General features: G+C 29.0%; 24 protein-coding genes and 1 pseudogene. 8 read left to right on the top strand and 17 right to left on the bottom strand.

The genetic code is table 11. The annotated features are described in order from the left end of the window. Window positions 1-50: 50 nt before the first annotated feature. Window positions 51-1,331, bottom strand: coding sequence for a Mur ligase family protein (locus tag ACMC9J_RS08800; protein WP_019264048.1), 1,281 nt, complete (start codon window positions 1,329-1,331; stop codon window positions 51-53). A 95-nt stretch (window positions 1,332-1,426) separates the two neighbouring features. Between ACMC9J_RS08800 and ACMC9J_RS08795 the strand changes: the two genes are divergently transcribed. Next, a complete protein-coding gene (locus tag ACMC9J_RS08795) occupies window positions 1,427-1,828 on the top strand; it encodes a nuclease (RefSeq protein WP_427003261.1) in 402 nt (133 codons plus the stop codon). A 32-nt stretch (window positions 1,829-1,860) separates the two neighbouring features. Here ACMC9J_RS08795 and ACMC9J_RS08790 read toward each other — a convergent pair whose 3' ends face one another. The 5 genes from ACMC9J_RS08790 to ACMC9J_RS08770 form a co-directional block, all read right to left on the bottom strand. Continuing rightward, window positions 1,861-4,614 carry an AAA family ATPase gene (locus ACMC9J_RS08790; RefSeq protein ID WP_019266153.1) on the bottom strand — a complete coding sequence of 918 codons (2,754 nt, stop codon included), beginning with the start codon at window positions 4,612-4,614 and terminating at the stop codon, window positions 1,861-1,863. Further along, a complete protein-coding gene (locus tag ACMC9J_RS08785) occupies window positions 4,611-5,834 on the bottom strand; it encodes a metallophosphoesterase family protein (protein WP_427003260.1) in 1,224 nt (407 codons plus the stop codon). The genes ACMC9J_RS08790 and ACMC9J_RS08785 overlap by 4 nt, the downstream gene beginning before the upstream one ends. 126 nt (window positions 5,835-5,960) lie before the next feature. Further along, window positions 5,961-7,472, bottom strand: coding sequence for a helicase HerA-like domain-containing protein (locus ACMC9J_RS08780; protein ID WP_427003259.1), 1,512 nt, complete (start codon window positions 7,470-7,472; stop codon window positions 5,961-5,963). An 18-nt stretch (window positions 7,473-7,490) separates the two neighbouring features. Then, window positions 7,491-8,549 carry a DNA double-strand break repair nuclease NurA gene (locus tag ACMC9J_RS08775; RefSeq protein ID WP_019264053.1) on the bottom strand — a complete coding sequence of 353 codons (1,059 nt, stop codon included), beginning with the start codon at window positions 8,547-8,549 and terminating at the stop codon, window positions 7,491-7,493. A gap of 60 nt (window positions 8,550-8,609) precedes the next feature. Beyond that, the gene (locus tag ACMC9J_RS08770) at window positions 8,610-9,362 is read right to left on the bottom strand and encodes a geranylgeranylglyceryl/heptaprenylglyceryl phosphate synthase (RefSeq protein WP_094516433.1); all 753 of its coding nucleotides are present in this window, start codon (window positions 9,360-9,362) and stop codon (window positions 8,610-8,612) included. 607 nt (window positions 9,363-9,969) lie between these two features. Here ACMC9J_RS08770 and ACMC9J_RS08765 point away from each other — a divergent pair. Then, complete coding sequence (locus tag ACMC9J_RS08765) at window positions 9,970-10,092, top strand: hypothetical protein (protein ID WP_427003258.1); 123 nt, start codon at window positions 9,970-9,972, stop codon at window positions 10,090-10,092. 16 nt (window positions 10,093-10,108) lie between these two features. Here the strand turns inward: ACMC9J_RS08765 and ACMC9J_RS08760 are convergent, their stop codons facing one another. Both ACMC9J_RS08760 and ACMC9J_RS08755 read right to left on the bottom strand, forming a co-directional pair. Further along, window positions 10,109-10,378, bottom strand: a complete 270-nt coding sequence (locus tag ACMC9J_RS08760) for a hypothetical protein (protein ID WP_427003257.1) — start codon at window positions 10,376-10,378, stop codon at window positions 10,109-10,111. A gap of 17 nt (window positions 10,379-10,395) precedes the next feature. Beyond that, window positions 10,396-10,800 carry a hypothetical protein gene (locus tag ACMC9J_RS08755; protein ID WP_427003256.1) on the bottom strand — a complete coding sequence of 135 codons (405 nt, stop codon included), beginning with the start codon at window positions 10,798-10,800 and terminating at the stop codon, window positions 10,396-10,398. Between ACMC9J_RS08755 and ACMC9J_RS08750 the strand changes: the two genes are divergently transcribed. Next, window positions 10,793-10,984 carry a hypothetical protein gene (locus ACMC9J_RS08750; RefSeq protein WP_427003255.1) on the top strand — a complete coding sequence of 64 codons (192 nt, stop codon included), beginning with the start codon at window positions 10,793-10,795 and terminating at the stop codon, window positions 10,982-10,984. The genes ACMC9J_RS08755 and ACMC9J_RS08750 overlap by 8 nt on opposite strands. Before the next feature lie 86 nt (window positions 10,985-11,070). Here ACMC9J_RS08750 and ACMC9J_RS08745 read toward each other — a convergent pair whose 3' ends face one another. The 7 genes and pseudogenes from ACMC9J_RS08745 to ACMC9J_RS08715 form a co-directional block, all read right to left on the bottom strand. Then, a complete protein-coding gene (locus ACMC9J_RS08745) occupies window positions 11,071-11,211 on the bottom strand; it encodes a hypothetical protein (protein WP_427003254.1) in 141 nt (46 codons plus the stop codon). Window positions 11,212-11,475: 264 nt separating this feature from the next. Continuing rightward, the gene (locus ACMC9J_RS08740; RefSeq protein WP_004034072.1) at window positions 11,476-11,622 is read right to left on the bottom strand and encodes a 50S ribosomal protein L40e; all 147 of its coding nucleotides are present in this window, start codon (window positions 11,620-11,622) and stop codon (window positions 11,476-11,478) included. A gap of 144 nt (window positions 11,623-11,766) precedes the next feature. Further along, window positions 11,767-12,366, bottom strand: coding sequence for a DedA family protein (locus ACMC9J_RS08735; protein WP_019264061.1), 600 nt, complete (start codon window positions 12,364-12,366; stop codon window positions 11,767-11,769). Further along, on the bottom strand, window positions 12,353-12,532 hold the full coding sequence (locus ACMC9J_RS08730) for a phosphatase PAP2 family protein (protein WP_427003253.1): 180 nt from the start codon (window positions 12,530-12,532) through the stop codon (window positions 12,353-12,355). Before ACMC9J_RS08730 ends, ACMC9J_RS08735 begins: the two co-directional genes overlap by 14 nt. Further along, a pseudogene (locus ACMC9J_RS08725) lies at window positions 12,532-12,687 on the bottom strand (ArsR family transcriptional regulator); the annotation flags it as partial. The gene ACMC9J_RS08730 and the pseudogene ACMC9J_RS08725, both read right to left, overlap by 1 nt. Before the next feature lie 128 nt (window positions 12,688-12,815). Then, window positions 12,816-13,331 (bottom strand): DUF367 family protein, encoded by a 516-nt coding sequence (locus ACMC9J_RS08720; protein WP_019266166.1) that lies wholly within the window; start codon window positions 13,329-13,331, stop codon window positions 12,816-12,818. Beyond that, window positions 13,332-14,003, bottom strand: a complete 672-nt coding sequence (locus ACMC9J_RS08715) for a hypothetical protein (RefSeq protein ID WP_019266167.1) — start codon at window positions 14,001-14,003, stop codon at window positions 13,332-13,334. 125 nt (window positions 14,004-14,128) lie between these two features. Here ACMC9J_RS08715 and ACMC9J_RS08710 point away from each other — a divergent pair, with 125 nt between their 5' ends. From ACMC9J_RS08710 to ACMC9J_RS08700, 3 genes are read left to right on the top strand one after another with little or no spacing between them, the layout of a single operon-like run. After that, a complete protein-coding gene (locus ACMC9J_RS08710; RefSeq protein WP_019264067.1) occupies window positions 14,129-14,845 on the top strand; it encodes a hypothetical protein in 717 nt (238 codons plus the stop codon). Window positions 14,846-14,850: 5 nt separating this feature from the next. Beyond that, the gene (locus ACMC9J_RS08705) at window positions 14,851-15,390 is read left to right on the top strand and encodes a nicotinamide-nucleotide adenylyltransferase (RefSeq protein ID WP_427003252.1); all 540 of its coding nucleotides are present in this window, start codon (window positions 14,851-14,853) and stop codon (window positions 15,388-15,390) included. Window positions 15,391-15,394: 4 nt separating this feature from the next. Next, window positions 15,395-15,832, top strand: coding sequence for a molybdenum cofactor biosynthesis protein MoaE (locus ACMC9J_RS08700; protein ID WP_019268346.1), 438 nt, complete (start codon window positions 15,395-15,397; stop codon window positions 15,830-15,832). A gap of 196 nt (window positions 15,833-16,028) precedes the next feature. On the opposite strand, the gene ACMC9J_RS08695 is transcribed toward ACMC9J_RS08700, so the two are convergent. Further along, the gene (locus ACMC9J_RS08695; protein WP_427003647.1) at window positions 16,029-18,257 is read right to left on the bottom strand and encodes a hypothetical protein; all 2,229 of its coding nucleotides are present in this window, start codon (window positions 18,255-18,257) and stop codon (window positions 16,029-16,031) included. Between the two features lie 208 nt (window positions 18,258-18,465). On the opposite strand from ACMC9J_RS08695, the gene ACMC9J_RS08690 reads away from it, so the two are divergent. Together ACMC9J_RS08690 and tsaA are read left to right on the top strand one after the other, a co-directional pair. Then, a complete protein-coding gene (locus ACMC9J_RS08690; protein ID WP_004034969.1) occupies window positions 18,466-18,675 on the top strand; it encodes a TOBE domain-containing protein in 210 nt (69 codons plus the stop codon). A 139-nt stretch (window positions 18,676-18,814) separates the two neighbouring features. Next, a complete protein-coding gene (gene tsaA / locus ACMC9J_RS08685; protein WP_331865337.1) occupies window positions 18,815-19,300 on the top strand; it encodes a tRNA (N6-threonylcarbamoyladenosine(37)-N6)-methyltransferase TrmO in 486 nt (161 codons plus the stop codon). On the opposite strand, the gene ACMC9J_RS08680 is transcribed toward tsaA, so the two are convergent. Then, on the bottom strand, window positions 19,301-19,720 hold the full coding sequence (locus ACMC9J_RS08680) for an acyl-CoA thioesterase (protein WP_019264072.1): 420 nt from the start codon (window positions 19,718-19,720) through the stop codon (window positions 19,301-19,303). Between the last annotated feature and the right edge of the window lie 17 nt (window positions 19,721-19,737).

Genomic DNA, 19,737 nt, shown 5'->3' with positions numbered 1-19,737 from the left:
TATATTTAGTTACTATTATATTTATATATTTTCATTTCAATGAATACAAACTAAAGGTTTTCAGACAAGAGCCTTATTCTTTCCTGGATTTCAATAATAGCTTCCTGACCGTTACCTCCAATGAAAAGTGCATCTTCATGAGAGAATTCAGCAATAAGGGCAATTATCTCATCTAATGAGTTAGCTATCTCAATTCTGCCTTCATAACCAAGACTATTTAAACGATACAATCCCATATCAATAGTATCATCTAATCCCGGAAACAGAACAATGACTTCAGGATTATATTTAACTGCTTCATCTAAAATACTTAATCTATGTTCTTCATTAGCTCTAGGAGTACCTATAAATAATGCATAGAAATCATTTTCACTTAAAACTGAAGTTAATGCATCAGAATTATCAGTTTTACCTACAAAAATAGAAGCATTATTAATCTTATAAACATTCATTCTACCTTCAACTGCTTTAAAATCAGCTAAAGATTTCATAATACTATCCTTAGATATTTTTAATTCAGTAGCTATAGCTGCAGCCAAACCAGCATTTAATGCATTGAATCTACCACAAACCTGTAACTTTTCATCATATTCAAAAAAAGGAATAGCTTTATCAGCAACTTCTTTAAAATCAGCATTGAAATCTTGATTAAAAGCTGTAAAAATCGTTTTTCCTTCAAAGAATCTCACTAAAGTATTTTTATAATTGGCTATTGTCTTATGAACATTCATATGATCATTACCAATATTAGTAAGACCTACCATGTCAAAATCAAAACAATAATTACAAAAATCAAGTGTCATGTCACAAACTTCAACAAGTAATATATCATAATCGTCATTTGAGGCTTCTAAAACTAAATCATAGTAACCGGAAAAGCCTCCACCACCATTTCCACCGACTAAAACTTTTTTACCAGCATTTTCCAAAATAGTTTTTAACATATGAACACTAGTAGTTTTACCATTAGTTCCAGTAATGCCAATAGTAAAAAGGTCTTTATGCTTAGTTACAACATTACTTAACAGTTTACCTTTTTCAAGCAATTTATTTGCAAAAGCTCCCCCATACATGCTGGGACTAATCGCTATTGCATCACATTCTTCAATTGCATGTGAATTTGAAAAACCTAAATCAACAGTTAAATTATCAGAAACAATAGAAACAGTTTCATCACCACTAACCAAATTCATTGAAATCATAGGTAATTCCAAATCTGATAAATCAACTTTACTATTTAAATCAGTTGCATAAACATCCCAACCATGATTTAAAAGAGAATTAACTGCTTTTTTTCCTTCTACACCTAAACCTATAACTGCTGCTTTCATAAAAAAATACCTTTATTATTATTTATAACAGTATAAAATATTGTTATTCAAGTATAAATATTATAACATTCATAATTCATTTAAAAGGTGAAATAATGTTTGAAGAGGAAAATGATAATAAAATATATCGTCTTATCATTAGTAACGGTTATGACAAAAATAAGGAATATATGAAATTTATTGAACAAATGTATTCTAAAAATGATTTTTTATGGAAAGAATCTATTTCCGGGTCTTATTCAACAGCCAATAAAGAATTTTTTGAAAAAATAGATGTTATAATACTTTTAGCAGGTTTATATAATTACAATAAAGAAACTTTTAATGATTTAATTAAAGCTAGTGAAAACTATAATATTCCAATAGTTCTTGTAAGACCACATGGACTTGAAGAAATTCCTGAAAACTTGGAAAAAGAAGCATCAACAATTGTAGGATGGAATGCTAACTGTATTATAGATGCAATAAAAAATGCTGAGGAAATAGGCAGAATCTAAATTAATCACTTAAAAAAATTAAATAAAAGTATCTAACTAGATACTTTTGAAATACCATTATCTTTTTCTACTTTAATCAAATTATCTGCAGCATTTTCAAGCTGACTTTCATGAGTCACAATAATCATTTGCGGTAAAACAGTCATGTCTTTTAACAGATTAATTAATTCATGTCTTCTAAAGCTATCTAAATGTATTGTAGGTTCATCTAAAAGAATAGTGTCCAAATCACCTTTTGCCATAGCCTGAGTAATACCAAGTCTTAAAGCAAGTGCAATAGCTATTTTTTCACCACCACTAACCATACTCATTGAAGATTCACCTTCAGGACCAAATACAGTTACTTCATAGTCCTCATCCAATGTTAAATCAGAATAATTAAAGTTAAATTCATCAAAGAAGTCCTTAGTGTATTTTTGAATTACAGGCCTTGAACGATTCCTTAACTCTTTTTGTATACCGTTTTTAGAATATAATGTTCTAATATGATTCAATAAATCAATATAATCTGTAGTGTTTTTATATTCTTGTTGGAATTTATAGTTAGTTAATATTTTTTCTGTTAAATCATTGACATTAGCTATTAATTCTTTAGCTTGACCTTTAATTCCTGAAAGCTCATTTGTAAACTCATCATATCTTCTTTCATAAACTTCGTAAAAGTAAATTACTTTTTCATATTTTTCTTTATCATAAACAGAAGCATTTATTTTATTTTTCAAGATTTCAATTTGATTAAGTGAAACACCAATATCATCTTTTTTAGAAGTTAACTGAGATTCAAAAGCTTTTTTATTTTGAACAAAACCTTTAAGCTGATTAAATTCTTCTTCCTTATTTTTTAAATCAGTAATACGTGCTTGTAAATCAGCAGTACTCATATCACCGCTTAAATGAGGATCTTGGTCAATAGCTAATTTGATATTTTTAACATGAACATCAATTTCATTATTAACCTGATTTAATTTATATTGAAGTTCAGTTTTACTACTTAAAACATCTAGTGCTCCTTTTGATTTTATATATGTATTGTAATCTTCTTTATTTTCTTCACGGCCAATTTTTTCTTTAGATATATCCAGTATAAGTTCGCCTAATTTATTATTAGTGTACTCTTTAGATTCTAATCCTTCATCAATCTCATTAAGTTTAACCAGATCTTTTTCTAAATTGTCAAATTTATTTTTATATCCTATAATATCTTTAGATAAATCCTGAAGTTTATTATATTTTTCTTCAAAACTATCTTTATTTTTATTCAAAAGACGAATATTTTCATTATTTTCTACAATAGCTTTCTTATTAACATTAATTTCACTATTATAAGAATCAATTAATTCATTTTTCTTTTGAGGATTAATATCAGATTTACAAACAGGACATTTATTTTCAACATCCAATAATTCATCTAAAGGTTTTTGTGCTGTATCAATAGCTTGTTTAAATTTAACAATTTCCTCATTTTTAGAAATAATCTCAAGACTTAAATCTTTAACTTTATTAGAAACTTCCTCACTGAAGTTGTTGGTAACATCTTCTAAATGACTGAAATTATCAACATCAGCTAAAATATCCTGAGACAAACCACTATCATATAATTTATCTTTAGTTACAGAAAAAAAACTTTCAATTTCATTTCTATTTCCTTCAATTGATTTAAGAAGTTGCTTTTTATCTTTTTCAAGTTGGGTAAGAGTAGCTAATTCTTTTTCAAGATTAATTTTTTGATTGTTTAATTTTTCAATTTTCTCATCGGCTACTAAAAATTTATTATATCCTTCTTTTTTAGATGCTAAAAGTTCTTCCTGTGTTGCAATTGAATCTAAATCTTTTTCAATTTTTTGTTTATCAAGTTCCAACTGCTGAATACTTGTAACAGATTTTTCAAAGTCCAAGTATAACGGTAATTTCTTAACAAATTTTTCCAATCTTACAATTTGCTCTTCGGCTTTTTTTATTTCATCTAAATTATCCTGAAGTGCTCTTTTATCATTTTCAAGAGAATCCAATCTTTTTTTCTCAGCATCTAAATTATTATTGAAGTTATCAAAGATTTCTTTTTCTCTTTCCATATTGGTTTTTTCATTTTGCTTTTCAGCTTTCATCTCTTTAACTTCTTCAATCTGTTTTTCTAAAGCAAGCCCTTTTTCTTTAAGACTATCCAATAATGCTTTTTTATGATTATATTCCTCTTTTAACTCTTCAGATGAAAATAACTTACCCTTAAGTTCTGACTGAGCTTTTTCATAATTGCTAATAATAGGCTGTAAGTTTTTCCAGGCTTTTTCCAGAGAATCCAAACCTAATAATTTTCCAATTAATTGTTTTTTCTCAGAGGAAGTTTTATCAACTAATTCTGCAATTTCTCCTTGCCTTATGTAAATTGCATTTAAAAACAAATCTGAATCAATATCCAAAATAGACTGAATTTCATTAGCTACCTCTTTATCTCCAGCACATGATGGAATAAATTGACCTTTAGAAGTGGTTTTTTTAAGAATTGTTGATTTTAAACCTGATTTGGTTTTTTCACGATGAATTTTATATTCCTTACCATTAGAAATAAATTCCAAATCAACATACATGTTTTCATTACTGCCATTTCTCACTAAATCATCAATTTTTTTAGCAGTATGCTGTTTGAATAATGCAAAACTAATAGCTTCTAAAATAGTAGATTTTCCAGCACCATTTTCCCCTACAATAACTGTAATCCCATCACCAAATCTAATAACTTCATGATTATAGGATTTGAAATTGTTTAATGTTAATTTTGTAAAAATCATTGAAGAGCCCCACTAAATCTTACCTGACCGTCTTCAGGTTTATTTTCAGTTATTTCATCACCAGAATCATCATTTATAATATTGTATTTTTCATTGAAAAATTGATTAACTAAATCCTCAGATTCATCTGTTTTATTTTTTGAAAGCAAGTCATATAATTCAATAGCTAAATTATTGACATCTTCACTATCATACTCTTTTAATTCATCAATTAAAAGCTCTTTAGGACCTAAAGCATTTTTATCATTAATAATAGCATTAACATCCACTTCCCTATCAAGTACATTAAATGTAGGCCTGATCATTAATGCCAAATCACCAAGTTCCCTATTAATAAATTCATATATTTCCCCTATATTTGAATCAATGTTGTTGATTTTAAGATTTAAAATAGGCTGTTTATCAAAGTCTTTTATTGTATTTTTAATAGAATCTATTTCAGCACCTAAATTCCTATAATCAATAGTTTTTACAATGAATTCACGAGGAATATCCATTTTAATTCTTTTAACATTCATTTTTGGTCCGTCTAAATCAACTACAACAAAACCTTTACCATTCTTTTTAAGGTCTATTAACTCACTAACATTCCATGTTTCAGTTGATCCAGGATAAACCAGTTTTCCCTTACCAAAATCATCACAAATATAATTATGAATATGGCCTAATGCATAATAATCAAAATTATCAGGAATATCTCCAATTTCCAATTCATACTGTAAATTGAAATATTTGTCAATTCCCTGATGTAAAACAAGAATGGATTTTTCATGATTTTCTGCTTTTTTGGACAATTCATCTAATTTGCTTTTAACATTTTTATTTTGGGAAGCTGGATAAAATGGCAATCCTGCAATAAAAACATTATCGTGCATATAACTTGCATTAATTTTGCTTATTAACTTTAAACCAAATTTTTTAAATAAGACCTGAGGAGGTATAGCTCCATTACGGTTTACAACATCATGATTTCCGGCAATAGCATACATTGGTATTCCTGCACCTTTTAATTTAAGCAAACCTTTTTGAAAAGCTAAAAGAGCAGATGGTGATGGTCTTGCTGAATCAAACAAATCTCCACTATGTATTACAAAATCAACTTTTTCTTCGATTATTTTATCTATAATTTTATCAAATACTTCATAAAAGTCTTTTTCCCGCTCAAGTAAGCCGAATTGTCTATAACCTAAATGAGTATCTGCCAAATGTGCAAATTTCATTATATTACCTTTTAAATTTTTTATATAACCAACAAACACTCTAAAATTAAAGCATTTAACAATTAATTATATAGCTAATAGTAATATTTAATATTATGGTAGCATTAGAAAAGTAATATGATTAAATCAATAGTCGTAACCTAAATTAAGAATGTATTCTTCCTGTTTTTTGATTTCTTCAGCTTCATCTTCCTTAAAATTATCCAGCATAGATACAATATCCAAGTCTCCACCATGTCTGCGACCATTAAATTCATCGATTTTAACCAGTGTCGGAACATTTGTCATAAGTCCTGTTAAAATAGCTTCACCAACATTTAAGGAAGGTAACTGTTTTACCAAATCACCAGATAAGCTTTCACTAGCTGATTGCACATGCCTTTGATCCTCAGGTTCAACTAATCTTAAAATAATCATGTTATTCATTTGAGATAATGCATCATGGTCCACTGTTTTTGGAGACTGACTTACCAAACATAATCCAAGACCGAATTTACGTCCTTCCCTGGCTACTCTTTGAATCCAGAATTTGGAGTTGGAATCTCTTTTATTAGGAGCTAAAATATGTGCTTCTTCAAGAATATAAAATACCGGGAAATCCAAGGTTTTATTGCTTGTTTTATGAACTGCATTTTTCCTATACTGTAATGAATTTCTCATAATATGACTTACAAGAACTTCAGCAGTTGATTCATCAGCCTGACTTAAATCCAAAACATTGGCTTTACCTATTTTAATAGTTCCTAAAATATTGCCTTTATTTATATTGAAAAGGTTTTCATATTTTTCTCTTAAATCATCAACCTTATTCATAACATCCATGATTTTAGTTTTTTCATTGGAACTACTGTTTTCATCATTGTACCAATTTTCCAAAATTGTAAAAATAATTTCTAAAAAGTCTTTTGAGCTAGATCCACCACTGCTTATAACCTCACGAGCTTCATTAAATGCTTTTCTGAAGTATCTTTCCTGAATATGAGCTGAACCTTTAATATTAGCCAAATTTTTAATTTCTGAAAAGGACATGTATATTGGATTTATTACAGGTTCAATAACGTTTACTTCACCATTTGTAAAAGTGGCATCAACATATTCTCCATGCATATCAAAAACAAAAACAGGGGCATTGTATTTTAATAATCCGTCAATTAAAACAGATACTGTATTTGATTTACCTGCTCCAGTCATAGCTAAAATAGCTAAATGCCTGTTCATAATAGAGTTTACATCCACATTAACTTCAACATCACTCTGATTAACTAATGTTCCTAATTTAAGGGGATTTTTCAAGTTAAATACTTTTTTTAGAAGTTCATCATCTGCTTTTGTAATCGGAGTTCCTGGAGGTGCAGGGATCCTTGGCAGCTTTAAATTATCATCCACATCACCAAGTAAGCGAACTTTTCCCTTAACATATAAATCATTTCCGCTAACCTTAGTTATTGTTTCAATGTCATCTACATCATATATTTCACTATTTAATGCTACATTACCTCTAACTAAGTTTTCAATCATTCCCAACACATTTTTCCCGTCATATTTAATGGAAACATATTCTCCAACCTGAGGCATTGAATTTGAAATAAAATCAACTTCCAATAATGAAATTTCCCCTATACATCTTCCTATAATCATCAATATCACACCTTTAATTTATAACATTTCCCTACCTGATTTTTCACGAACTTTAGCTATATTAATAAGCTCTTTTATGTTTTTATCTGAAATAACCACATCATTATGTGCTTTTTTAAGCAGATATGGATATCCATCTGTTGAAAACTTTTTAAGTTTTGCGGCAATTTCTTCAATTTCAGCCATAGAAGCATCATAAGGAAGCTCCACTTTCAATACATTTTTATAATCATCTAATCTTAAATAAAAAATTGTAAATTTTAAATCCTTAAAAAATTCATCAAAAACCGGGAAAGTTGTATTAATATCTTTTGATACTTTTTTACGAATTACTCTTGAAATACCCTGTTTTTGAGTGTATTTATCAAAAATAGCTATATCCGGAATATTACTATGGAAAATATCATTATTTGAAGAACTTTTAGAAATAGCTATCATTTTTTTAGGATTCTTTAAAATCTCTTTTAAGACTATTAATCTTTCAATAGTTGTTAAATACAAAATATAAGGATATTTTTGCTCCTGATAGATCTTAAAATATTTATTAAATAATTTTGGAGAATAAACACTTTTATCAGAGGGATTTTTAACCATATCTTCAAAATCATTTAATGTAGCAGATATCAAATCTTTTTTAGCCTTGGCAGATGTTTCAACACCTCTTGGAAATGGATTCTGCAAATCTCCATAAATAGATCCGTCTATTAAATAATAATCCACATTATATTCTTCAAGAGAACTTAAACAGCATTTAAGCTCAAAAATAGACATATAATTACTTAAAAATTCATCCAAATATGACAAATAAGGAAATTTATCAATGTCACTTTGTTCAATTGTTTTAAGTTGTCCGTCAAAAATCAATGACTCGGCAGCTACTGCATAAAAGTTAAATCCTAAAAATTTCTTTTTATTGAAACTGCCGTCGCCAGCACCAATTGAAAATTCATCATCACTGCCTGTAATGTTTTTTTCGTTCCAGTTATCTGAAACAATGGAATTTCCTTCAAGTTCCGGGATAATTTCTTTAATGGATCCTCTTTTACTAGCTGCTTTAATATATAATGAATTTAACATAATCTCTAATAAAAATAAGTTAGTTAAATAATAAAAAAATTAGGTAAGAGTGTCTGAAAACTATTCTATTGAAGCTTTTCTGATAGCTGATGTAATTTCTTCAATTTTACCTCTAACATCATTGGTTTCTTCAACAATTGTTCCTGTAACAATTATATCTCCGCCAGCTTTTGCTGCTGTATATGCAGCTTCACCATCACGGATACCTCCACCAACAATAATTATCATGTCTTCAGTAGCTTTTTTAGTATATCCTACCATTTCTGGTGGAATTGGTTTATCTGCTCCGGAACCTGCTTCAATATAGAAAAATCTCATTCCTAAAAGTTCAGCAGACATTGCATAAGCTGCAGGTATTTTTGGTTTGTTTCTAGGTACTAATTTAGCATCTCCTACCCAGCCAACAGTTCCTCCAGGTTGAACAACCATATAACCCATTGGTAAAACTTCAATTCCTGCTTGCCTTACAATTGGTGCAGCTAATGCCTGAGCACCATAAATCCAATAAGGATTAGTAGAGTTTAAATAACTCATAAAGAAAATTGCATCAGCATATTTACTTACACTATTAATATTTCCAGGGAATAAAATAATTGGAACTTCTATATTTTCAGATAATATTTTACAAGTTTCATCAACTTCATCATTATTAACAGTTGATCCACCAATCATAATTCCATCAGTTCCACCAAGAATAGCTTCTTCAGCTATGTTTAAAGCTTCCTGAGGTGTTTGTTCATCCGGATCAATTAAAGTAAAATGAATTTTCCTATTTTTTAATATGCCTTTAATATGTTCTTCGACCATTTCCATAAAAATCCCTAAATATCTTAATATAACTATTTGTGTAAACAATATTATATTAAATTAATGTTTAATTACATCAGTTAGAGATTTTATTACTCTCTGTTCTTTTTTCATCTAATAATTCTATATTATGTTTTTAATATTTTATTACAGACCTCATAAAACAAGTACATTCAATGCTTTTACAGCTGGTGATTGTATAATATCATTTTTACAATTCTTGGGTTGTTGTACTTGCTATTCCAATTATGTTCAGTGTTCCGTCTTCGTTTAAGTTATATTATGTTTGTTGGTTTTTGGTTAATGGTAGGTAGACAAGGAATTGGTTGTTTTTAAGTGTCATAATCGTTATTATATTAGGAATCTTTTTTTAATAGTAAAAGGTGAGGGTGTTAACTATTCACCCTCCATCCTCATTACTATTATTAAAAAAAGATGTTTTTTCCGGTTTTTTTATTTATTGTTTTTTTAGGCGATAAAAAAAATGATATTTTTTTGAAGAAAACCAAAAAAATACATATTTTAATCTTCTTCAATATTCACACTAGACAGTTAGAAAAAAAATATAGATTATATGAAAGGATTATACATTATAAATATAAATTAAAAGGAGGTGAATACAATTCCAGAAGAAACCCAAGAAACTAAGAAAACAGAACAAGAACACAACCATTATACTCCTAAGGATAACTCAGATTATATGATTGAGAAAGGATACATAAACATTGAAAAATAATATCATTACTTCTACTTTAAATCATTTCAAGTATACGAACTGGTTGCATAAGCAAACCTTCATCAGTGAATTCATTATCTGGACTTTTAGGATCATAATAATAATAACATGCACTTTCATATTCTCTTCTTAACATGCCATCTTCCTTTTCTTCTTTTAGAAGATATCTTCTAAATTCCAAATCCTTGGGAGAATCAGCTTCTCCTAAAAATAATTCACTAACTCTTTTCTCAAATTCTTCATAAGTCATAGGGTATTTGGATTCATCAATAGTTTCAGATTTCATTATTATCCTTCCTTACTTTACCGTGTTTGGTTTTCATCCCTGATTGTGTAAGCATTATCATAAGCATCATCACCAGTTACTGGAGAAACTGCTTCATAAAACTGTTCAGGTTTAGTATATCTACTTTGTTTACCAGTATATTTAAAGAATATCACATTCTCAGCTTCATCTCTTCCTTTCACCCAATTTGAAGGAGCATATTCTTCATTAAATTCAACATGAGTTACTGGTTCGAAACCACAATGGCAATAAAACTTATAATTACCATCAAAACTGTCTAGTTTGGTTCCGCCTTTTGTTGTTGCGAATTTTAATAAAGAACTACTACTGTCTTTTACATTGCCTGAATTATTTGCACATACACTTATAATATCCCCATCATCACGAATAGCTATTGTACTCCCATTCTTGGTGATGAACATTCTACAATTATCAAAAAATGAAGTATCATCGGGAATGTCTACTCTCCATGATTTATCTGCAGGTTGTGATGCTGCTGCTTTTTTTAATTTGTTAAGGAGTAATTCTTTATTAGTTAATTCTTTGACTTCAATAGCATACCTATCTGCATTAGGAATGCCTAGTTTATCGTTAGAATATATTTAGTGTAATTATTATTTAAATTATTGGTAGCAGACAATTCATTCAATAGTATTAGGTTAATTACTTCAGGCTCAACACTACCTCCAGTTTTACTGTCCCAGACACTCAAAATAAGTACAACGGCAATTAGGATACACAGACAACATACTATCATTATCCAAATCACTAATACAATGCACATTATCCTTTAAACCAGGACGATAAACATTATCCTCACTTTTATTAAACAAGTAAACATTATCCAAACATAAAATGCAGACATCAGCATCTTCAGCAGTTAGAATAGTAACTTTAACATAAAACAGTATTTTGTGCTAACCTCAGTTTTAGCTATTTTAGCACTTAAAGCAATCAAAATCTAATAAAATGATTTTATTAGCTAAACTGCAAGGATTTTTACCTAAAAAATATCAGAAATAAACATATAAAGTAATTATTATATTAAAAAAGACATAAGCCTTAAAAAAAAAGAAATTAAAGTAAAGAGAATAAGATTATCCTCTTGGTTCTTTTGCTTTGAACCTTAAACCTGTGTACCCACATTTCCTACAAGTAGTTGCAGCAGCAGGGTTACGAGCATTACATTTTAAACAGATTTTAACATTAAACATTCTGTTTTCTGCTTCTTCAAATCTTGCCATTAATAACTCCTCCTTATAATCATGAAAAATGTAATTTTAATTAAAGAAAATATGTTATGAAACAAAAATAAGAATTTTAATTATCATAACTATTAATAAATTATTTTGTTTTAATAGTATTTAAATGTTTAGTTAAAACCCTCATTATTTCTTAAATTTATAACACCAATATAAAATCAAACCTACAACAGCAATAACTAAAACCGCATCAAGAATATGGAAATACTTAGTAAGAACAGACCAGTTTTGACCTAATATTACACCTAAATATGCAAGTATTAAAGTCCACGGCAAACATCCAAGTGCTGTGTAAAGTGTAAACTTTTTAATATCCATACGGGCTATACCAGCAGGCAGGGAAATGAAAGTTCTTATAACAGGTAAAATACGCCCAACAAATACTGTTGCTGCCCCGTATTTATTAAAAATATCATCAGCCAAATCCAGTTTATCTTCAGTAATTAAAATGTATTTTCCATACTTTTCTAAAATTGGTCTTCCGCCTTTCAAACCAACAAAGTAAGCTATTAAAGATCCAACAAGATTTCCTAAAGTTCCGATAACTACAATTCCAAGAAAACTTAATTGCCCTTCCTGAACTACAAAGCCTGCAAAAGGCATTATAACTTCGCTTGGAAAAGGAATACATGCACTTTCTAATGTCATCATTATAAAAACACCAAAATAACCTAATGTTTCAATAACATGAACTACAAACATTGATAAAACTTCAGTAATTGCCATTATATACACCTAAATTTTTAAATACATAGTCTCCTAATTTTAAAGCAACAAAACCAGACAAAACGCCTACACCACTACCTCCTAAAACATCTATCGGATAATGAACACCTAAATAGATTCTTGAAAATCCAACAACAGCTGCAATAGCTAATGTAATATAAATCAATGATGTTTAATAGTTTTATAATCCAAATTAAGTTCACCAGCTAATTGATTGGCATTACATGGCTTTTCATTAAGCTTTTTAATAATTTTAGCTCTGTTGATGCCTCCTTTTTTACCGGTGATTAACCACCAAAGCAGCTTTTCAATATGTTTCATAATCAAAAAATCCTTAAAATGAAATTATAATATCAGTTTTAGAATTTAGACTATAAAATATTATCTGCAGTAATTTTACTAACTTAAAAATCAAAAAGCGGCTTTTAAAAAAAAATAAAAATCTAAAATTATTCTTTAGATTCTAAAAATTCGTTTTGAACTCGAACAACGTCTTTACTAGTATCAGCTTCACTGTAAGCTTCTAAAAGATCATGATTTAATTCTAAAAATGTATGTCCCCATTTAAAACCATCTAAAATATCTTTTGCTTCATCTTTAAAACGAGTAATATATAAAGTAGCTGAAATAGCTTCAACAGTAGATAAAATACATGGTTTCCCATAATTAACAGGATTAGTGGCTATTAAAAACGGAAGAGACCTATGATATTTAGATAAAGAGAAGAATTTTTTAGAACTTGATACTTCATTCCATGAACAGTCAAGTCCTACAATTCCTCTTCTGTGAACATATCTGTAATCTTCGTATGAAACAGCTTTTTGGGCAAATGGGTTTAACACAACAGCTCCACTAGGTATTTTATTAATATTATATACTAATTTACATTTACCTAATTTTTCCATTTTAATAGAAGTGCATTTCTTTCTATCACATTCATTTGCATGAAAAACTGTAATTTTCATTTAAACACTGCCTTCCAATACAGAAGTATTTCCTGCTTCATATTGATGTATTAAATCAATTTGGTGATTAAATTCATCCTGAGACAATCCGAATTGATCAGCTACAGATGGAACATCCTTGCTTTCTTTTAAACTAATAGATTTGAGTAATGGTTCCACATAATCAATATATGAATCACCATAAGTATTTTTAGTAAAGTTAACATCTGAATTATTTCCAAAGATTACATTAATAACATAACCTTGGTTTTCTTTTTGAACTTCACAAATAATAATTCCCATTGTATCATTGGATTTTGTAGAATTATTATCTCCACTATTAGGAACAGCTTCACCAAAGTAAATATTCCATTCCTGACCATTGAAAGTTCTTTTTTCCGGAGTACCAATACCCTGGAATTCATAAATTTCCATTAATGCAGATGCATTATCCATTGTAGTAATATTATATTCTATATCATGAGCTTTATCTTTATACGCATGAGCATAATCTAGAGAATCATTTTCTAAAGAAACATTACCTACAAAACTACCCTCCATGAAAGGAGAAGAAAATGAAGTTGATCCTTTAGATGAATCATTAGAATTACCAGAAATAAAAATAAAACCTACAACAATTACAATAGCCAAAATAACAACTGCGGCTATTATCATCATATTCTTTTTTTCCATTATAAAACTCCATTAATAAGTTTACTATAATTTAATTTTAATCAACATGTTTTATATAATTTTACAAAAACTTTTATTATACTAAAAACAATAACTTATTAAACAAAGAATTTTAGTTGTTAATTATGAATAAAAAAGCAAAGTACGAATTAATTTTAATCATTCTAATAGGTGTTGTACTGATAAACACTGCAGTTGTTATCAGCCACCCTGAAAAAAAAAGTGATGATGAAAACTGCTATAATATGACAACTGTGGGAAATAATGAAAACGGAACGGTTTATAAAATTATAGCCGGAAACAATTCTTCTAATGATACTGTTGGGGTAATCCTTGGAGTTCATCCTAGAGAACATGAAATCCATGAAGAAGTAAATAAAACGATTGCTAATATTACAGGAGAAAACGGAACGAATAATTTAACTAAAAAATTCGTAATTTACTATGTTGTTGCAAATGATAATCTAACTTCACGTGATGACACAAGACCTGCTGGTGAAAATTTAGCTCATGACTTTATTGTTCCCAATATAAAAGCAGATAATCCATTTGTTGTAATTGATGTTCATGAAATTGATCCTAAATATGAATATTCCAATTTTATTTATTCAATATCAAATAATAGTGCAAAATCAAATGAATATGCTCATATAATAGCGGATAATTTAAGTATTGAGAATTTTAACTTTACAGAAGGTACAAGTCCTCATAAAGTTACAGAGCCAATAGCTGCTCAAGGAATAAACACATTATTAATGGAAACCTGTATTACAAATTCCTTGCAAGAAAAACATAATACTGCAGAAAAACTAATTTACACATTAGATAATTTGAAAAAGTGATTAATATGGAAAAAATTCGCGGAATATTAATCGGCAGGATGCAGCCAGTCCATAATGGACATATTGAAGTCATTAAAAAAACACTGGAAGAAGTAGATGAAATAATAATAGGAATCGGCAGTGCTCAAAAAAGTCATGAATTAAAAGACCCGTTTACTGCAGGAGAACGTGTAGTGATGTTAAATCATGCACTAATTGAAAATAATATCGATTCGGGTAGCTACTACATCATACCAATGGAAGATATTAATTTTAATGCAATATGGGTTGCTCATGTTAAGATGATGACACCTCCTTTTTCTGTTGTTTATTCTGGAAATTCATTAGTTAAACAGCTCTTTTATGAAGAAGGATTTGAAGTCAGAAATCCTCCGCTTTATGACAGAATGAACTTATCCGGAACAGAAATTAGAAAAAGAATGCTTAAAGATGAAAACTGGCAGGAACTTGTTCCTCAAGCTACAATAGATGTTATAAAAGAAATAAATGGTGTTGAAAGATTAAAAAACTTAGCTATAAAAGAAATAAGTGAACTTGGAGATTAAAAAAATGGTTGTTAGAGTTATTGAAGCAAAAGAAGATAAAGTAACAATGGCTGATTTAATAGCTGATTTGAAAAAATCAAACAAAGTAGATTATTCTGGAGCTATCTTTACTTTTGAAGGTATTGTTCGTGGAAAAGAAGAAAATATGAACCTTGAAAAACTCATACTGACTACACCCGATAAAGAAAAAACCTTAAAAGACATTGAAAATATTGTTGAAGATGCAAAAATCAAATTCAATGTTTTTGAAATATCTGTAATACATTATATTGGAGAATTTTACACAGGAGACAGTCTGTTTTTAGTTGCTGTATTAGGTGGCCATAGAGGAGAGTCACTTGATGCACTAAAAGAAGTAATTGAAAAAGTAAAATATGATGTTGAGTTTAAAAAAGAAGAAATTTCAGATAATGGAAGCAAAACAATACTGGCTGGAGGTTGATTTTTATACCTCTAATTTTTTTTATTAAATTAATAATCCTGTTTTTAGTCATTTACTTAATAGTAAAAAACATTAAGTTTATTTTTGTTGTTCTGGCACTGATTTTCTTATTTTTCGCACTTCAGACAGTCTTCGGATATGATGCAACAGCTATTCTAACTCAGGTATTCTCATATAATTAAAATTATTTTTATTATTAACTAACTTTTATTGTATTTCCTGTCTGGAATTCATTCCATATTGAAGTTATGATATATTCCCCCGACATTAACCGAATATTTAAACTAGCTAAACCATCAGCACCAGTAATTTTATGATAAAACACTCCATTTACATTAAATGAAACATTTTGATTAGCTAGTGGTCTGCCCTGACCGTTAAGCACCTGTGCTGTAAAGCTGCTGCCGTCCAGATATTCCATAGTAAGATTTCGTGTTACTAATGTCGGCAATACATTAACCTGTTTTCCTATTTCCAGTCCGTCAAAGATTGTTGTAATAACATATTTTCCAGGTCTTAAATTGATTGCTAAACTAGCTGAACCATTTAAATCAGTTTCACGAGTATAGAATATTCCATTTATATTGAATGTTACATTTTTATTAATAGCTAAACTTCCATCTTTATTATAAAGTGTTACATTGAATTTGGAAGCATTTAAATAATATTTTGTTAAATCACAAGCTGCAATTAAACTTTTTACAGTGATGTTAAATCCTCTCTCTTCAGAATTTGCCGGATTATAGGCAGTTAAAATATAATTGTCCGGTCTTAATTTAATTCCTAATTTAGCTACACCTTTACCATCAGTTTCACGAGTGTAAAATACTCCATTAATATTGAATTTAACTTTACTGTTAGCTAATGCACATCCAGTATTATCTAAAAATTCAGCAATGAAGTCTGTACCATTCTGATACATTAAAACAGTATCTCTGGCTAAAACAGTTGATTTGACATTTATTTTTCCGCTAGCTTCAGTTGGATTGTAAGTGAAGTTTCCATTATAACTTACATTAACCAGATAGTGATTAGCTTTCAAATTGACTGTTAAAAATGCCAAACCTTCATTATCTGTTGTTCGATTATAAACTCCCCCATTGATATTAAATGTTACTATAGCATTAGCTATTGGCTTTTTGAAATTATCAGACAAATTAGCTATTAATCTGGATCCGTCTTTATAATACATGTCAAGATCATTAAGACTTAAAAATGCATTTTGAACTGCATCAACAGTTGTATTTAAGATTTCATTGTCCACAATAGCTGTTATCACATATTTACCTGAAGTATTGGTTGTGAATATGTTTCCGCTTATATCCCCACCTGTGCTTTTAAATATTGCATTTCTTTTAAAAACTGCATTATTCCATATAAGATTAATAGATACAGGTGTGTTAACTTTAGCTTCAGAATCCATATTCAGTTTTACAGCAGTATAGTTTTTAATGCTTATCTGACCGTTTATTAAATTACTGAAATTCGGATTGTTATTTGCCCACCAGTTATCATTCAAATCCATTTTTTCTTTGAAATTTTCATAATAGATTGTATTGGTATTATTGATAAATCCGCAATAGTTAATCTGACCCCCTGTACTTCTTATATAAATTGCCCCACCTTCCGGAGATGTATTGTTTAAATATTCGCAGTTATAACTTTCAAAAATCCCATATCCATTTTTTCCGTTTGTATAAACTGCTCCGCCACATTTGCTTGCTGTATTATTAATGAATGATGAATTATAAATTCTTGTTATTCCTGTCCAGTGATAAACAGCTCCGCCATAATTATCATTACCTGAAGCTGTGTTATTAATAAAACTGCAATTGAAAATATCTGCATAAGAATCATTTATTTTAAGTGCTCCTCCATTTCTTCCAGCACTATTAAACTCAAATGTAGAGTTAATTATTGTTGTATGGCTCCTTTCAAGACTGGATATGCATCCTGCATCACGTATTGCTGTATTATTTGAAAAATAGCTGGAAATTACTGTTAAATTACCGTGATTATCAATGCATATTCCATTGATTCCGCTGTTTTCAATAAATTTTGAATCCATGATTTTTAAGCTGGCATCTTTATTTACAGTTATTCCGCCATACCCTTCAGTAAATGTGATTCCTTTAACTGTTATGTTATTGCCTGTTATTTTAAAAAAGTTTTCATAATTTTGCCCGGTAAAAACAGTGTTTTCACAGCCAATAATATTCAGATTATTCTTTGATATTTCCAGTCCGTTATTATGCGGACCATTGTAATATCCATTATTGACGATAATAGTATCGTTATCATTAGCTTTGTTTAACGCTGAATCTAAACAATTAAATGGATTGCTGCTGGAACCGTCTCCATCATCAGGTCCTGCTTTTACATACCATAAATTTTCCTGAGTTATATTATCATCAGCTGCAGCCAATGGTATTGTTAACAGCAGAAAAAATAAGCTTATTAAAAATACAACCTTTTTATTCATATTAATATATTGTATTTAAATAATACTTTAAATATCGATATGTAAAAAAATATGTAATCGTTGTAAAAAGTTTTAATATTCAATAAAACGAAAGATTTATATGCAATTCGATATTAATATATTATTGAAAATATCCTAAGGAGATTTTAAAATGGAAATCAGTGCTAGAAATAAAATGAATGGAAAAATAACCGACATTAAAACTGGCGGAGTTATGGCTAGTGTTAAAATCCAAGTTGAAGAACCTGGTGAAATTACAGCTTTAATTACCAAAGAGTCCGTTGAAAAACTCGGTTTAAAAGAAGGAGATGATGCAACAGCTATCATCAAATCAACTGAAATTATTGTAGGTAAAGAATAATTACCTACAAACTTATTTTTTATCACCAATACCAATATATAATCCAAATTCTACAACCAAAAAGCCAGAATCATTATTAAAATTCCTATTTAATACAGATTCGATTGTTTTAAATAAATTGAAATTTAAATTAAAAAATATGAAAATCGAATTAGAATCTATTGGAACTATACATACCGAGTTTGAAAATATTGAAGGTATGCCTATACAGCCAACAGGTGCAAAAGGCATTAAAGGAAAAATAGTACTTGATGAAAAATATGCAGCAGGTTTAAAGGATTTGGAAGATTTTTCCCACATACATTTGCTTTACCTGCTCCATAAAGTTGAAGGATATCTGCTGGAAGTAAAACCTTTTATGGACAACAACACACACGGAGTTTTCGCAACAAGATCTCCCAAAAGACCAAACCGCATAGGTTCTTCTGTAGTAAAATTAGATAAAATTGAAGGAAATACCATATACATCTCAAATATTGATGTTCTGAATGGTACACCCCTATTGGACATTAAACCTTATGTTCCCCAACTATACGAAGACACAATTGATGAGTTAAAAATAGGTTGGTTTGAGAATAACCATAAAAAGGCTAAATCTCAAAAATCTGATGACAGATTTAAATAATTATTCTTTTCCAAATTCATCTACAGGAATTAAATGTTTTTCAAGCTGCAATCTGATATCATCAGGTATTGGAACTGATTTTTGTTCCATAAAATCAAAGTGAACAAGAACACAAGTTCCTTTAACTTTTAATTTTCCGTCTTGCCATGCTTCCTGACCTAATGTAAAAGAGCTGTTTCCTATTTTTAAAAGATGGGTCCTTATTTCAACATCATGACCTAAAAAAATTTGTTTTAAGTAATCATAATCATTATGAACTAAAATTAATTTCCAGTGTTCATAATCAACTTTTAAATCAGGAGTGAATATTCTGAATAATTCATTTCTCCCGGTTTCAAACCAATCACCTAATGTATTGTTGTTAATATGCCTTAAACCATCAAGATCTCCAAATTTTGGTGTGACAGTAGTTTTAAACATTTTTTATAATCTCCAAA

Origin of the sequence: Methanobrevibacter intestini, assembly GCF_047402955.1 — an archaeon.
Taxonomy (GTDB): domain Archaea; phylum Methanobacteriota; class Methanobacteria; order Methanobacteriales; family Methanobacteriaceae; genus Methanocatella; species Methanocatella intestini.
The sequence above is the reverse complement of the archived record's forward strand: the minus strand, read 5'-3'. Positions and strand labels throughout refer to the sequence as shown.